Raw genomic sequence first — 16,927 nt, 5'->3', positions numbered from 1 at the left:
TGCTTCAGGGCTCAGCGGTCATTTTAAGCCTTAACGAACAGCGTGGTGCGGGACGGCGAGGGAATTATTCGCGGTGCGGTCAAACCGGCGAAGCTGGTGACGTTCAGCAACCGGCCGGACGAGCGCTGGCAGCGGACGGTTTACGATATGTACGGGAATAAAATATGGAAATAATTCGTGTGGCCTGTCTTCTTCCATTACTGGCACTGGCGGCCTGTCAGGGGAAAACCTTGCCCGGTACCGCCGCTCCAAATGATGTGCCGACAGAGTGGACTTTTGATTTTTTCACCCCCAAAGCGCTGCCAGCATTGGTGACCTTAGCCTTTGTTCAGGACGCTGATGGTAAGGTATATGAGTTTAATACCCTGAACCGTACATCAAATCTCCCCGGGGTGGTTGGTGGCTGGAATGACAAGGATCGTACCTCTGGTGGTTACTGGAATCACGTTAAGCAACCTCCCAGACATATTATTTTTTGCTGGGACTCGATTATCGATAAAAAAGTGTATGAAACCCATCTGACGATCCCTAAACCCGATCTGGAAAAAATGCGCAGGCCGAGTGAGTACCGGGATTATCGGGGAAGAACGGCGTATTACGAAAGAGTGCAAATTGGTCTGGCTCCGGAAGGAAAGGTGGCCGTCTGGCTACAGGGAAGTGGTTCTGAGCCTAATTATCGCGTCACCCCGTCGGTTCTGAAAACCCTGTCAGGGGATAAATTAGATATTTGCAAAGGGGTAACTAAGAGCGACTTTTCTTATGGATATGACAAAGATATAAAAGATTTTATCAAAGGGAAAAAATATCCTTACGGTAATTGGTAAGCAACTTCTCAAGTCCTGAGGGATCTTCTTACGATGCTTCAGGGCTCGGCGGTCAATTTTTAGCCTTAACGTACAATGTTTCCGATGTCCAAACTGCTCCCTGGCACGGCGCGATGCAGTGTCATCATTTTATTTTTCTCTTCGACGGTGATTAAAAATTCGCTGTTTAGCCGTCATTTTCGGTCAAAAACGAGGGTGCTTCAGACAGAACGCACAAAGCGTAAGCAAACTGATTTTTTTATGAAAAAAGCACTGGACAGTATCGGCCCAAATCCGTAGTATGCCCATCCGCAACGGCGCTACGCGCCCGTAGCTCAGCTGGATAGAGCGCTGCCCTCCGGAGGCAGAGGTCTCAGGTTCGAATCCTGTCGGGCGCGCCATTAAGTTGTGCGCAAGAGCTGCGGTGGTGGTATTACCGCGTTAGTAACAAGAAGTAGCAGTAATGGTGGCTATAGCTCAGTTGGTAGAGCCCTGGATTGTGATTCCAGTTGTCGTGGGTTCGAGTCCCATTAGCCACCCCAGATTTTGAATGGTATGCGAAGGTGGCGGAATTGGTAGACGCGCTAGCTTCAGGTGTTAGTGTCTTAACGTACGTGAGGGTTCAAGTCCCTCTCTTCGCACCACAAAATCGGCAGTACAGAGAAGACGTTTTCGGCGAGTAGCGCAGCTTGGTAGCGCAACTGGTTTGGGACCAGTGGGTCGGAGGTTCGAATCCTCTCTCGCCGACCATCTTTTAAGACCTTGCCATCGCAGGGTTTTTTGCTTCAGGGCAACACAAATTTAGTATTTAGCCGTATCCGGCGAGTAGCGCAGCTTGGTAGCGCAACTGGTTTGGGACCAGTGGGTCGGAGGTTCGAATCCTCTCTCGCCGACCATCTTCAGAAAAGGCCAGCCTTCGTGCTGGCTTTTTTGCATCCGGAATTCAAAGAGGATGAGAACCTCCGCAGGAGGTTTGAGCCGGGCACTCGTCCATTTACGGATGCCGGATGCCGCATCATAACGACACGACCTCCGGCTACAGCCGTCAGCTGCGTGACCGCAGAATCTGACTGATACGCCGCCCCAGCTGTTGGCGGTTATCCTTATCGCTCATCATGCTGGCATGGTCTCCTTTTACCTTTGCAACAGTGAGTTGCGCTTCAGAGTACAGCCTGCGCCAGCCCAGATCTGCCTGGCCTGCCGTCTGCGCGACAAACCGGTTAAATCTGGCGGCATCGGCCAGCACCACAGGATCAACCTCCGGCACCGGCAGGGTTTTCTCCGCCGCCAGCAAATGAACACGCGGAAGCACCGGGCGCAGCAGCGCATTGCCACACAGTTGTTGATAGTGATAGCTCTGCTGCCAGCGTTCAGGCGATACGGCAAACAGCGACCGGGTTTCCGGCATATTCAGCGCCTCAACCCTTTGATGAAGGGCATCCTGATTCAGCTGCATTAATGCCTCAATCTCAGGCCTGTCCCACTGCTGCGCCAGCGTTGGCGCATTGAACAGGAACATGTTTACCAGCCATGAATTGAAAGCCGGTGCGGGAGCCGAACCTGCGAGAGTATCGATCAGGCCAACCAGCGCCACCGTCTCTCCCGCCTCCTGCAACTGTGCACCGATTTCATGCGCCAGCAACCCGCCGGAAGAGTAGCCGAACAGCGTATAAGGTCCCTGGGGCTGAACTTCCCGCACCTTTTCCACCATCTGCCCTGCCAGCCTCTCCAGCGTGGCCGGTTGCGCCACTGCGTGATCAGGCCAGGGCAGAGCGTAAAGAGGACAGTCAGTGTCGATTTCACGGGCGAGCCGGAAGGCATAAGTGTAATCACCGAGGCCGGTAGGCACAAAGAAGACGGGTTGCTCTGCGCCAGTGTTGCGGATGGTAACGGCGCGTGATGGCATCTTTTCATCCTGTGCGGCCAGCGCGGCGGCAAATTCCCACAGCACCGGTTTAGCAAACAGCGCATCGACGCCGATAGCGCCATATGGACGCAGACGTTCGACCACCCGCACCGCCAGCAGGGAATGACCGCCAAGATCGAAAAAGTTATCGAAGCGGCCTGGCTGCTCAATATCCAGCAGTTCACCCCAGATATCCGCCACGATTACCTCGGTCGCTGAGACAGGGGCTGCATTTTCAGCCCGGATAAAAGCCTGTTCGTCCGCAGGCGGCAGCTGGTTGCGTGCCAGCTTGCCATTGGGCGAAAGCGGCAGGCTCTCCATCATCACCCAGGCGGCAGGGATCATATAGTCCGGCAGAGTGTCAAACAACCGGTGACGCAGATCGGCCGCATCCAGCGATCCCTGTTGATGCAGCACCACATAAGCGACCAGCTGCGGCTCTCCACGGCGATCATCGACGATAACCGCAGCGTCATCCACCTCAGGAAGCCTCTGAATCGCCGACGCAATTTCACCGGGTTCAATACGCAGCCCACGAATTTTTATCTGATCGTCATTGCGACCCAGATAAACCAGGCTGCCATCGGCCTGGTAGCGCGCCAGATCGCCAGTGCGATACATCCGCTCACCCTGCCGATCGCTGAAGGGATCGCGCAGGAAGCGTTCCGCCGTCAGTTCATCCCGCTGATGATAACCCCGCGCTACCGGCACACCGCCAATATACAGCTCGCCGCAGGCACCAAAAGGCACGGGTTGCTGCTGGTCGTTTAACAGGTAGAGCCGCGTATTGGCAATCGGTCGGCCAATCGGCACCGCCTGGTGCGGCTCTAACGGATGGCAGCGCCAGGAGGTGACATCAATCGCGGCCTCGGTCGGGCCGTAGTGATTGAAACAGCTCGCCGACGGCAGTGCGCTCAGCACCGCTTTCAGCAGTTCGGCGGACAGCGCCTCGCCGCTGAAGATCAGGCGGCGCAGGTAGCTATCGCAGCGCCCGATCGGATGGCGTAAAAACTGCGCCAGCATCGAAGGCACAAAGTGGGCGGTGGTCACCTGTTGTTGCTCAATCAGTTCTGCCAGATAAGCAGGATCCCTGTGCCCACCCGGTCTGGCGATGACCAGCGAGGCACCGGTGATCAACGGCAGGAAAAGCTCCCAGACTGACACGTCAAAGCCAAAAGGCGTTTTTTGCAGCACCCGGTCACTGGCGTTCAATTCATACTCTTTCGCTGCCCACAGCAACCTGTTGAGCAGGCTGCGGTGGCTGTTACCCGCGCCTTTAGGGTTGCCGGTGGAGCCGGAGGTATAAATCAGATAGGCCAGGTCGTCCGGTGAACCCACTGTCCGGGGATTAGTTTGCAGCCAGCTCCCCTCTGGCGGGATATCGACAGCAAGGCTGTCGAGCGGATGTTCACCCAGCGCGGAGCGTCCGGCGGCGTCGGTCAGCAGCAGCGGTGCGCCGCAATCATGCAGAATGTAGTGCAGGCGTTGTTGCGGATAATCAGGATCGAGCGGGACGTAAGCGGCCCCGGTTTTCAACACCGCCAGCAGGCTGACCATCAGATGCAGGCTGCGAGACGCGCAGATAGCCACCAGGCTCTCTGGTCCGACGCCTCTTGCCAGCAATCTGTGTGCCTGCTGATTGGCCATGCGGTTAAGCTCACCATAGCTGAGCGTTTGTCCCTCAAAGGTTAGCGCCAGCGCGTTGGGGCGTTGTGCTGCCTGCTGCTCAAACAGCGTCTGAACCGGTAAACTGCACGGCCACTCCTCGCGGGTCTGATTGAGTTCCTCCAGCAGGAAATGCCGCTCCTCTGCCGACAGTATTGCCAGCGACCTGACGGCGGTATCCGGCGCGTTTTCCAGCGTATCGACCAGTGACGTCAGCGCCTGGTTCATCCAGCCACACACCTGTTCTGGCGTCACCCTTGCGGTGGTCTGCGCGGTCAGACCCAGCGCATCCCCGAAATCTTCGATGGATAACACAAACGGATAGTTGGTGCGCTCCTGTGCATCGAGGATCTGCATACCTTCCGGTGTGTGCTGTATGTTGCGCGCATCGCTGTGCCGGTAATTGAGCAGGGCACTGAACAGCGGTGCCGGTGCGGCAATGCTGCTACAGCGCTGGGCCAGCGCCAGCGAAGCATGTTCATGCATCAGCAGTTCGCTCAGTGCCTGATGGGTTGCTGCCACCGCCTGAAGGACGCCGCGCTGATCGATATCCAGCCGCAGCGGCAGGGTATTAATAAACAGCCCCATGGTGCTTTCCGCATCGCGGCCGCCCTGTAAGCGTCCCAGCAGTACGGTGCCGAACACCACCTGAGTATTGCCGCTGGTATGAGCCAGCAGCACACCCCAGGCGAGATGGCACAGGCTGGCGAGGCTGACGCCAAGCTGGCGCGCCTGCTGGCGCAAACGCTGGTTCAGCCCGGCTGACAGGCGTTGGTGTGCTTCCGTTATCCCGGCGGTAGCGTCCGGCTCTTCGGTCAGCTCAAACGGCAGGGTGGGTGTATCAATATCACCAAGCATCCGTCGGTAAAACGCCTCATGTTCCTGTCGGCTGACACCAAGCCTGGCCTGAGCGATCAGATTGCGATAAGGCGTAGCGGGCGGCAGGCTGTCGCCCTCTCCGGCATAAATCGCCGCGATCTCCTGCTGCTGGATAGCCAGCGTGGAGTGATCACCGATCAGGTGGTGCCACAGCTGCACGGCGTACCAGCGCCCGTCTTTTTTGTCGCGGGCGGCGATCAGCCGCAGCAGCGGAGCCTGGCGGAGATCCAGACGGAAATGCGACAAATCATAACGCGCCAGCAGTTGCTCCTGTATCGGTGCGCTGTCGTCCAGCGTCAGTTCGGTCAGCACCGTTTCCACCCGGCGCAGCACCACCTGGGCGGGTTCGCTCAGGCCTTCCCAGAGGAAGGCGGTGCGCAGCACGTCGTGGCGGGCCACCACCCGGTCAAGGGCGTCGGCATAGCGCAGCAGGGCGTGGCGATCGTCAAAACAGAGCTGAACCCGCAGCAGGTAGGGGTCGCCCCTGTCGCTCCTCAGGTGGTGGAACAAAATCCCCTCCTGAAGCGGCGACAGGCCGTAGATATCCTGGATGGCGGCGGCGACGCCGGGCAGGCGGTCGGTGATGCGGTCAATGTCGGCCTGACTGAGGGCGATAAGCGGCAGATTTTCCGGGGTGATCTGGCTGCACTCTTCGGTCAGCAGCGAAGGCGGCACGGCCACCTCCTGCTTCCCGCCGAGTCCGGCAAGGGTGCGGGTGGTGAACACCGCCTGTACGCTGGCGGGCAGGTCCTGTCGGCGCATCTGCTCCATCAGGCGCACCGCCAGCAGGGAGTGGCCGCCAAGGGCGAAGAAGTTATCGTCACGGCTGACGCGCTCCACGCCGAGCAGTTCCTGCCAGATGGCGGCAAGGGTCTGCTCCACTTCCCCCTGCGGCGCAACAAAGGCGCGTCTGGCAACGGCATTGTCGTCCGGCTGCGGCAGGGCGCGGCGGTCAAGCTTGCCGTTGGCGGTTAGCGGCAGATGCGGCAGAGCAATATACGCCGCCGGAACCATCCAGGCCGGGAGTCTGTCGCTCAGGAAGTCGCGCAGCGTGGTCGCGAGATCTTCCGGCGAGTGGTGGAGGACGACCCAGGCGATCAGCTGCGTTTCACCACGCCACGGACGGGCGAGCACTGCCGCCTCGCGCACAGCCGGGTGTTCACTCAGCTGCGCGGCGATTTCGCCCGGCTCGATACGGAAGCTGCGAATTTTGACCTGGTCATCATTGCGGCCCAGGCAGGCGATATTGCCGTCGGGCAGGTAGCGGGCAAGGTCGCCGGTACGATACATGCGTGCGCCGGGTATCTGGCTGAACGGCTCAGGCAGGAAGCGCTCTGCGGTCAGTTCTGGCCGATTCAGATAGCCGCGTGCGACACCCAGACCGCCGATATAGATCTCGCCGGTAGCACCGGTCGGTACTGGCTGCTGATTTTCATCCAGCAGCCAGATGCAGCCGTTGGTCACCGGCTGTCCGACGGGAATATATCCTTCTTCGCAAGGCCGGTCTGCCACCCAGGCAGTGGCGCAGACTGCCGCCTCCGTCGGACCATAGGCGTTAAGCACACGGGAGTGCGGTGCAAGTGCATTGAGCAGTGTGGCGTCCGGCGCTTCTCCGGCAAACACCAGGCACTCTGCAAACGCCAGCGGAGCGGGATCAATTCCCCTGAACAGCGCCGGAGGCAGCGTGGCATGGGTGATCCCCTGTTGCTGAATAAAATCCATCAGCCGTCTGGCATCCCGTCTTTCATCGCCAACCAGCGTCAGCCTGGCCCCCTGACTGAAGGCCATTGCCAGTTCAAATACGCTGGCATCGAAGCTGATGGAGGCAAACTGGAGTACCCGGCTGTAGGGTTTAACGGCCAGCATCTCCTGCTGGGCAAAGCACAGGTGTGTCAGCTGGCGGTGCTCGACCATCACGCCTTTAGGCCGTCCGGTAGAGCCGGAGGTGTAGATAACGTAGGCGAGGTGTTCGGGTGCCACGTCGGTGCGCGGATTATAGTCCGGCCAGCGGCGATCTTCGCTGGCTTCCTCCAGCGCGAGGGTGGGGAGCGCCACGTCGCCGAGTGCGTCGCGTCCGGCGGCGTCGGCCAGCAGCAGGCGGGGGCGGGCGTCGTCGAGGATATACGCCAGACGTTCGCCAGGGTAATCCGGATCGAGGGGCAGCCATGCGGCCCCGGCTTTGAGTACGGCGAAGATGGCGGCGATCATTGCCGGGCTGCGGTCGGCGCAGAGAGCGACGAGGTCGTCGGGTTGCAGGCCGAGATCCCGCAGGCGGTGTGCGAGGCGGTTGGCGCGGGCGTTGAGCTCGCCGTAGGTGAGGGTGCCGTCGTGCCAGGCGAGGGCCACGGCGTCAGGGCAGGTGGCGGCGTGGCGCTCCAGCTGTTGATGCAGGCACCGGCTGCCGGGGTCGACCGGGGTGGCGTTGCTGCCCAGCAGCAGATGCTGTTGTTCTTCCGGCGGCAGGATATTCAGATGGCGAACCGGGGTTTCAGGTGCCTGCTGCAACGCCGTAAGTAGCGACAGCATCGCCTGTTGCATCAGGGCGCAGATACGCTCCGGCGGTATGGCCGCCACGCTTTGTGCCGTCAGTCCCAGCGAGCGATCGTTATCTTCCACGGAAAGAACAAACGGATAGTTGGTGCGTTCTTCCATTGCCAGTATCTCAACCCCGTCAATCAGCGGCTGGGTGACGTCGGTATCGTTGTGACGATAGTTGAGCAGGGCGCTGAACAGCGGCGTCGGTGCGGCAATGCCGCTACAGCGCTGGGCCAGCGCCAGCGAGGCGTGTTCATGCATCAGCAGCTCACTCAGCGCCTGATGGGTTGCTGTCACCGCCTGACTGACGCCGCGCTGGTCGATATCCAGCCGCAGCGGCAGCGTATTGACAAACAGTCCGAGGATACGGTCCGCGTCTGGCCCTGCCTGCAAACGCCCCAGTAGCACGGTGCCGAACACCACCTGGGTATTGCCGCTGGTGTGGGCCAGCAGCATCCCCCAGGCGAGGTGGCACAGGCTGGCGAGGCTGACGCCGAGCCGCCGCGCCTGCTGGCGCAGGCCGTGATTCAGCGCCTCTGGCAGTGCGAGATGTGCCTCCCGCACCCCCTGACCGTCGGCATGAACGTCACCCAGTCCGAAGGGCAGCGTCGGGGTGTCAATATCACCCAGCATGCGGCGGAAGAACTGCTCCTGCTGCTGCCGGGTGACGCCGAGGCGGGCCTGGGCAATCAGATTGCGGTACGGCACCGGCGGCGGCAGGCTGTCTGCGTGCCCTTCGCATATCGCGACGATCTCCTGCTGCTGGATGGCCAGCGCGGTGTGGTCACCGATCAGGTGGTGCCACAGCTGCACGGCATACCAGTAGCCGTCGTTGTCGCGGGCGGCGATCAGCCGCAGCAGCGGAGCCTTGCGCAGATCCAGCCGGAAGCGGCGGGGATGGAAGCGGGCCAGCAGCTGCTCCTGGACCGGCGCGTCGCCGTCCGGCGTTATTTCGCTCAGCACCGTCTCCACCCGGCGCAGCACCACCTGGGCGGGTTCGCTCAGGCCTTCCCAGACGAAGGCGGTGCGCAGCACGTCGTGGCGGGCCACCACCCGGTCAAGGGCGTCGGCATAGCGCAGCAGGGCGTCGCGGTCATTAAAGCGCAGCCGGGCGATCAGCAGGTAGGGGTCGCCCTTATCGCTCATCAGGTGGTGGAACAAGATCCCCTCCTGAAGCGGCGACAGGCCGTAGATATCCTGGATGGCGGCAACGCCGCCGGGCAGGCGGTCGGTGATGCGGTCAATGTCGGCCTGGCTGAGGGCGATAAGCGGCAGCTTCTCCGGGGTGATCTGGCTGCACGTTTCGGTCAGCAGCGAAGGCGGCACGGCCACCTCCTGCTGCCGGCCGAGGCTGGCGGCGAGTCCGGCGAGGGTGCGGGTGGTGAACACCGCCTGTACGCTGGCGTGCAGGCTCTGTCGGCGCAGCCGCTCCATCAGGCGCACCGCCAGCAGGGAGTGGCCGCCGAGGGCGAAGAAGTTGTCGTCACGGCTGACGCGTTCAACGCCGAGCAGTTCCTGCCAGGCGGCGGCAAGGGCCTGCTCCACCTCCCCCTGCGGGGCGACAAAGGCGCGTCGGGCAACGGCGGCGTCATCCGGCTGCGGCAGGGCGCGGCGGTCAAGCTTGCCGTTGGCGGTCAGCGGCAGGGCGTCAATGCTGAGCCAGGCGTCGGGCAGCATGTAGCCGGGCAGGCGTGCGGCGAGGAAGTCGCGCAGGGCGGCGGGGTCGGGGTGGCGTCCGGCGTCGCGGGGCACGAGGTAAGCGACGAGGCGGGGCACGAGGTAAGCGACGAGGCGGGGGTCGGCGTCGTTGCGCCGTTGCGCGATAACGGCGGCGTCGCGCACGTCGGGGTGTCCGGCGATGCGGGCGGCGATTTCGCCGGGCTCGATGCGGAAGCCGCGTATTTTGACCTGGTCGTCGTTACGGCCGAGGTAGGCGAGGCCGCCGTCGGGCAGGTAGCGGGCGAGGTCGCCGGTGCGGTACATGCGCGCGTCGGGCAGCGGGCTGAACGGGTCGGGGAGGAAGCGTTCGGCGTTCAGTTGCGGGCGGTTGAGGTAGCCACGAGCCACCCCGGCACCGCCGACGTACAGTTCGCCGGTGGCCCCGGTGGGCACCGGCTGTTGCCGCTCGTCGAGCAGGTAGAGGCGCAGGTCGGCAATGCGCTGCCCGATGGGGCTGTGGGCGAGGGCGGTATCCTCCGGCGTCAGCCGGTGCCAGGTGACGTGGACGGTGGTTTCGGTGATGCCGTACATATTAACCAGTCGTGGCGCGTCGGCGGGGTGGCGCTGATACCAGTCGCGCAGGGAGGCGGTGTCGAGCGCCTCGCCGCCGAAAATCACCCAGCGCAGGCGGTGCGGGGCGTCGCATTCGTCCAGTGCCCGGGCAAAGGCGCGGAAAGCGGAGGGGCTCTGGTTGAGGACGGTGACGCCGTGTTCACAGACCAGGCGGGCAAAGTCGGGCGCGGAGCGGGTGACGTCGGCGGGGACCATCACCAGCCTGCCGCCGTGATACCAGGCCCCCCAGATTTCCCAGACGGAGAAGTCGAAGGAGAAGGAGTGGAACAGGCACCAGGTGTCGTGCGCGCCGAAGCCGAAGCCGAAGGTGGGGGCGGTGGCGTGGAGCAGGCGGTCAACCTGGCGGTGCTCAACCATCACGCCTTTGGGGCGTCCGGTGGAGCCGGAGGTGTAGATAACGTAGGCGAGGTGTCCGGGTGCCACGTTGGTGCGCGGATTATCGTCCGGCCAGCGCTGGTCTTCCGCGTCGTCGTCCAGCGCGAGGGTGGGGAGCGCCACGTCGCCGAGGGCTTTGCGTCCGGCGGCGTCGGCCAGCAGCAGGCGGGGCTGCGCGTCGTCGAGAATGTAGGCCAGCCGCTCACCGGCGTAGGCGGGATCGAGGGGCAGATAAGCGGCCCCGGCCTTGAGGATCGCCAGCAGTCCGATCGGCAGACGGTGGGAGCGGTCGGCGCAGAGGGCGACGAGGTCGTCGGGTTGCAGGCCGAGATCCCGCAGGCGGTGTGCGAGGCGGTTGGCGCGGGCGTTGAGCTCGCCGTAGGTGAGGGTGCCGTCATGCCAGGCGAGTGCCACGGCGTCAGGGCAGGTGGCGGCGTGGCGCTCCAGCTGTTGATGCAGGCACCGGCTACCGGGGTCGACCGGGGTGGCGTTGCTGCCCAGCAGCAGATGACGGCGCTCCTCCCCGCTCAGCAGGGTCAGCTGCGCCAGCTGGCGCTGCGGCTCCGCGAGCATGTCGCGCAGGACGTTCAGCAGATAGCCGACGTGACGGGCGGCGGTGGCGGGGTCGAACAGGGCGGTGGCGTAGCGCAGCGCGCCGCGGATACCGGCGTCGTCGTCGACCAGCGACAGCTCCAGGTCAAACTTGATGCGGGCATACGCGTCGGGGCCGGGGCTGACGCGCAGGCCGTCAAAGTCGGGGCTGACGGGGGCGGTCTGCCAGGCGAGCAGGGCCTGGAACAGCGGGGCGTGGGCCAGCCGTCGCGGCGGGTTAAGGCGTTCGACCACCTGTTCAAACGGCAGGTGCTGATGGGCCTGGCCGTCCAGCACCTGGCGTCGGACCTGCGCCAGCAGGCCGGCGACGGTGTCATCGTGCTGCGGTCGGATGCGCAGGGCGAGGGTGTTGACGAGGAAGCCAATCAGCGGCTCAAGCGCGGGGTGGTCGCGCCCGGCGACCGGGGTGCCAATCACCAGGTCATCGCGTCCGGCGAGGCGGCCAAGGACCACGGACCAGGCGGCAAGGACGGTCATATAGGGTGTGACGCCGTGCTGCCGGCTGAAGCGGCGGAGCGCGTCGCTGAGCGTCGGGCCGAAGTCGACGGGCGCGGAGGCCCCGTCGAAGGACTGGCGCTCAGGCCTCGGCCGGTCGGTGGGCAGGGGGATGAGGGGGTCAGCGCCGTGGAGCTGCTGATACCAGTAGTCGGCCTGACGTGCAAGGCGCGGCGGGGTGAGTACGCGCTGCTGCCAGGCGGCGCAGTCGGGGAACTGTACCGTCAGGGGCGGCAGGTCGGGCTGGCGTCCGGCGCGTCGGGCGTTGTAGCAGGCGCTGAGTTCGCGCCACATGACGCCGACCGACCAGCCGTCGGAGACGATATGGTGCTGGGTGACCAGCAGGCAGGCGCGCTGGTCGGGGAGCCGGAGCAGGCGTGCGCGGACCAGCGGGCCGCGGGTCAGGGAGAAGGGGTGGTGCGCCTCCTCTTCGCAGAGGTGCAGCAGCGCGGCGTGGGGGTCGGGCCGGTCGCGCAGGTCGTGCAGCGGGAAGGCGAGCGGCGCGTCCTGGGGCAGCAGGCGGGCGACGGGGCGGCCGTCGTGCTCGCTGAAGGTCATGCGCCAGGCCTCGTGGCGGCTGAAGAGGTCGCGCAGTGCGCGTTGCAGTGCGTCATAGTCAGTTTCGCCGTGGAGGATGAGTGCGGCGGGCATGTTGTAGGTGGCCGGGTCCTGCTCAAGCTGTCGGAGGAACCAGAGTCGCTGCTGGGCGGAGGAGAGGGGCAGCGGCCGGTCGCGGTCGGCGGCGACAAAGTCGGGCAGGGCCTCGCGTGGGGCGATGTCGGCGGCGGCGGCGGCCATCTCCGCGAGGCAGGGACGGGCGAAAATCTGCTGCACGGAGAGCAGGCGGCCGGCGTGCTGGCGCAGGCGTCCGCTGAGCTGGACGGCGAGGAGAGAGTGTCCGCCGAGAGCGAAGAAGTTATCGCGTCGTCCGACGCGCGGAACGCCGAGGAGTTCGCGCCAGAGTTCGGCGAGGTGGCGTTCGGCATCGCCGTGCGGGGCTTCGAATACGGCGCGGGCGAAGGCGTCGTCGTCCGGCAGAGGGAGTGCGCGGCGGTCGAGCTTGCCGTTGGGTGTGAGTGGCAGTGCGTCGAGGCTGAGCCAGGCGGCGGGGAGCATGTAGTCGGGGAGGCGTGCGGCGAGGAAGTCGCGCAGTGCGGCGGGTTCGGGCCGGAGGTCGGGGTCGCGTGGCACGAGGTAAGCGACGAGTCGGGGTTCCGCGCCGTGAAGGTGCTGTGCGGTGACGGCGGCGTCGCGGACGTCCGGGTGTTCGGCGATGCGTGCGGCGATTTCGCCGGGCTCAATGCGGAAGCCGCGTATTTTGACCTGGTCGTCGTTACGCCCGAGGTAGATGAGGGAGCCGTCGTGGTGATAGCGTGCGAGGTCGCCGGTGCGGTAGATGCGCGCGCCGGGCAGCGTACTGAAGGGGTCTGGCAGGAAGCGCTCTGCGGTGAGTTCCGGACGGTTGAAGTAGCCACGGGCCACCCCCGCGCCGCCAATCCAGATCTCACCCACCGAGGCGGGCGGTACGGGCTGCATCGCATCATCCAGCAGGTAAATACGGGTATTCGCCAAAGGGCGGCCAATGGTTTCGCTGATTGCTCCGTCGCGCGTGTAGCGGTGCCAGGTGGAGTAGGTGGTGGTTTCTGACGGGCCATACAGATTACACAACCGCTGAACCTGCGTTTCAGCAAAAATACGTCCGATCAGGCTGACGCTCAGGGCTTCGCCTGCCAGGTTCAGGCTGGTCAGGGCTTCGGGGAACTGGCGGTTGTTCAGCAGCGTCTGCACAGCGGAAGGCACGGTATTCAACAGGGTAATATCGCTGTCTTTATCAAGTGCCAGCGCATTTTCACCAATGTGTACCGCCGCACCGCGTATCAGTTGCGCAAAGCACTCATAGACCGACAGATCAAAGTTGAGCGAGGTGGCGCTGTAGGTGCGCAGCATCTCGGCCTGACTGAACGCGCTCTGACTCCAGCACAGAAAGTTCACCATATTTTCATGGGTGATCATCACGCCCTTCGGCTGCCCCGTCGAGCCGGAGGTATAGATAATGTACGCCAGGCTTTGCGGCGTCAGCGCCGGATTATCAGGCTGCGGATCTTCAGCGGAGTAATCGGACAGCGCCATCGCGTCAAGTGACAGCATGGTTACGGAAGAGGGCGTCATGGTCTGACTTCCCAGCGTATCGGTCAGCAGACAGACCGGTGCTGCGTCCTGCAGGATATAGTGCAGGCGTTCGCCGGGCCAGGCAGGGTCAAGCGCCACATAAGCCGCGCCCGCCTTGAGGATACCGAGCATGGCGACGACCATTTCTGTTCCCCGTTTCATGCAGAAGGCGATGCGATCTTCCGGCGAAACGCCGCGCGCCAGCAGGCAATGGGCCAGCTGGTTGGCACGCTGGTTAAGTTCAGCGTAGGTCAGTTGTTGTTCACCGCTGACCAGCGCCACGTTGCCGGGGCACTGCTGTACCTGAGCTTCAAACATTTGTGTCAGACGAGACGCCGACAGCGGCGTGCTCGCCGGTGCATACCAGGCGTCCAGCCGCTGACGGTCAGCGGTGGTGAGTATCGGCAAGGTGGCCGCGGGCATAGCAACGTTTTCAGTGCGCATCGCCGCATTAAGCAGCGTGTACAGGCGATCGGTCAGCTGTTCTGCTTCTTCCTCAGCAAGAAGAGTGGCGTTGTAGCGCCAGCGTACAGCATTGCGCTGGCGGTGGTATTGCAGCGCCAGCAGGTGACCCGGCGGGCTGTCATTATCTGCTGCATCATCGTCGTCAACAATGCTCAGTGTGAAGGCGTGAGAGGTTCCACCGGGGACGTGCAGCCACTCCGCCGGGCAGGGTAGATGGGTAAGAAGAGCCTGGAATTGCTCACTCACCGCCTGCTCAATATGGCTGAACGAGCGTGAGAGATCGATGGGGACGGCAAAGGGAACCTTCCCGGCGAACAGCCCGCTGGGATGGTGATGCGTTACAGAACTTATTCTTATGCCGATCTGCGGCGATGGCAGGTGGGTGTCGCGGGCAAGATAAATCAGCCAGGCGCTCAGCAGCGCAGTCAGTGCGCCCCCGGGCTCGACAGGCGTGACAGACCAGGCGGTAGTTTGCCAGCGTGGCGTAACAGACGATTGCTCAGGCAGGGCTGCGGATAACCAGCCGCTGTCACAGGGTTTGAGGCGCTCGTTCCACCAACGCTGGTGTGTGGCCGCCTCTTCCCACGCCCCGGTCAGTTGCCGGGCCTGCTCATCGTTAATGATTTTCAGCACCGAACCCGGCCTGATGCCTGCTGACTGGGCCAGGGCAAGCGGGCAGCAGGCGGAGCCGTCAACAGCGGAAAATCCGCTAAGTTGCACCGCGCCATCGGCAACGGCAATCTGCCAGCCGTGCTCGTCTGCATTCAGCACGCTACCCGGTTCGGCCTTCGCCGAGCCAGTCAAGGGAGACATTTTACTGAAGCTGATGAAGGTGTTATCCAGCCAGATTTTACAGGCCGGTAGTGGGATGTTGGTCGTGGCAGGCCACTGGTGGGCATAAAACTGCCTGATTAGCCGATCGACGGGCTGGTCCCAGCGCATTACGCCTGCGCAGGCCGGGCGGCGACGCAGGGCATAAAAACTTTGTGCCAGTCTGGGATCGGCATACCGTTCGGCCATCTCATCGAGCTGTGCCAGTGTCCTGTCCTGCGCCTCCGCCAGCTGTTGCAGGAAAAAATCCAACTGGCTGCCGATTGCCGCAAGCTGCGCGGCGTTGTGTCCTTCAGCGGCGTCATCCAGCAGGATTTCCATTTCACCCTGCTGCGAATCGGCCCAGAAGGTAAAGTGCATATCGCTGCTGGGGATATGGCGTCCGAAATGTGCCTGCGTCTGGCAATCCTGAAAAGGTGTCCCGTGGTCGAACAGCATAATGTTTACATGCGGGCCAAATCCCTGTCCGGCACTCAGACCGGCGAGGCGCTGGATCGCCTGAGCACGATAGCGTTGGTGAGGTAACACCCGGTGCAGTTCTTCCCTCACCAGGGTCAAAATTTGTGTTAAGTCAGCCTGCGCGGGGAGCGTGAGAATAAGCGGAATGACATTGGAGGTCATGCCCGTTTGTTCGGTGTTTTGTGTGCCCTTAACCGGCAGGCTGAGACTGATTGTTTCCTGGCCGGTAAGGTAGCGCATCAGCAGTGCGACGGCGCTGAGCCAGATAACCGGCTCTTTGACCTGCTGCCGGCTGGCTGACGCGCGCAGACGTACGCGTTTTTCTGCCGCCAGAGTCTGGCGATGTCGAACATTGAGCGCTTTTCTCTCTTCACCGATGACACGTTGCGTCATCGCCGCAGAGGACAGCCTGCTGACATAGCGCTGCCAGAACTGAGCATCCTCTTTGCTGGCTGGGGAAGTGAGCCAGGTCTGCTCCTCCTGCGGTAACACAGCGGTGTCCAGCCACGGAAATGTCGGCGGGGTTGAACCGTTGACCAGCGCGTTATAGCTCTCGGCCAGCAGGGATTTCAGCACCATCCATGAGCGTACGTCGGTAACACTGTGATGCAGCCAGGCGACCAGACAATAACGCTGGTTGCCAAGCCGGAACAGCCTGAAATAACTCAGCGCGCCATCGGTAGATTTACCCTCCGGCGGGTTTTGCGTCAGCTGATGCAGGCGTTCTTCTTCAGGTGCCTGAAGGTGACGTAAATCAGTCTGTTCAGGTATCAACTGGTCCGCAGTAGCACGCCGTTGCCATAAGCGGCCATCCTCACAATGCAGACGCGTTTGCAGCTGAGGAACCTGTTGATGCAGATGTTCCAGCGCCTGGACAAGTTTATCGACGTCCAGTCGCCCGTTGATATCCAGTGAGAAGGAAAGCCAGCAATTCGCCTGCTGATGGGTTTCCTCAATCAGGAAGATCTCTTGCTGAGCCAGGGTGGAGGCTGTCATGTGCGGATGACGGTTACTGGAAGAAGGTAAAACCGGGGTGTTCGCATTCATCTTGATGTTATGACCTTATTTTTTGTTTGCGATATTTACCGCTGCGTGGGCAAAACAACCTGCCCGACAGCGTTGTGCCTGAATCAGGTATCTGTGAGCCGTTTCACCGGCAGGTTGTATTTTTCTGGCTGACAGACAGAAGGGGCGGGAAGAGAGCCGTTATGCAGGATAAAATGTGGTGCCAGGGGGTAAACAGGTAAGGCAACATCCAGTTTCTCCGTATCTATTTATAAGAAAAAGCGGAGTTTTATAGCCTGCCACTCCGCGTGAATCCGCGTTTGTGGCTTATTCTTGCGAGAAACAGGTTATGAATATATAAGAAAAATTACCATTTTTTTAAAATTACTTAATTTTTTCTTTACAAATAACGGTGCATTGAATACCCAAAAAAGGG

2 protein-coding genes and 5 tRNA genes are annotated in these 16,927 nt (G+C 62.2%); 6 read left to right on the top strand and 1 reads right to left on the bottom strand.

The annotated features are described in order from the left end of the window. The first annotated feature begins 164 nt into the window (after nucleotides 1-164). The 6 genes from AC3RPL_RS18900 to AC3RPL_RS18875 all read left to right on the top strand — a co-directional run bounded on the left by AC3RPL_RS18900 (nucleotide 165) and on the right by AC3RPL_RS18875 (nucleotide 1,699). Complete coding sequence (locus AC3RPL_RS18900; RefSeq protein ID WP_490741142.1) at nucleotides 165-824, top strand: DUF2931 family protein; 660 nt, start codon at nucleotides 165-167, stop codon at nucleotides 822-824. Between the two features lie 303 nt (nucleotides 825-1,127). Next, nucleotides 1,128-1,204: transfer RNA gene (locus AC3RPL_RS18895), tRNA-Arg, on the top strand. 65 nt (nucleotides 1,205-1,269) lie between these two features. Then, nucleotides 1,270-1,345 (top strand) — tRNA-His (locus AC3RPL_RS18890). A 15-nt stretch (nucleotides 1,346-1,360) separates the two neighbouring features. Then, nucleotides 1,361-1,447: transfer RNA gene (locus AC3RPL_RS18885), tRNA-Leu, on the top strand. A 29-nt stretch (nucleotides 1,448-1,476) separates the two neighbouring features. Continuing rightward, a tRNA-Pro gene (locus tag AC3RPL_RS18880) sits at nucleotides 1,477-1,553 on the top strand. A gap of 69 nt (nucleotides 1,554-1,622) precedes the next feature. Further along, nucleotides 1,623-1,699, top strand: a tRNA-Pro gene (locus AC3RPL_RS18875). 149 nt (nucleotides 1,700-1,848) lie between these two features. On the opposite strand, the gene AC3RPL_RS18870 is transcribed toward AC3RPL_RS18875, so the two are convergent. Beyond that, nucleotides 1,849-16,533, bottom strand: a complete 14,685-nt coding sequence (locus AC3RPL_RS18870) for a non-ribosomal peptide synthetase (RefSeq protein WP_490741141.1) — start codon at nucleotides 16,531-16,533, stop codon at nucleotides 1,849-1,851. Nucleotides 16,534-16,927 lie beyond the last annotated feature (394 nt).

This window comes from Erwinia papayae, assembly GCF_058241465.1.
The sequence above is the reverse complement of the archived record's forward strand: the minus strand, read 5'-3'. Positions and strand labels throughout refer to the sequence as shown.

What these genes read in the sequence shown, in the direction of transcription:
- AC3RPL_RS18900 (WP_490741142.1), top strand. Translation starts at nt 165, where the DNA reads ATGGAAATAATTCGTGTGGCCTGTCTTCTTCCATTACTGGCACTGGCG.
- AC3RPL_RS18870 (WP_490741141.1), bottom strand. Translation starts at nt 16,533, where the DNA reads ATGAATGCGAACACCCCGGTTTTACCTTCTTCCAGTAACCGTCATCCG.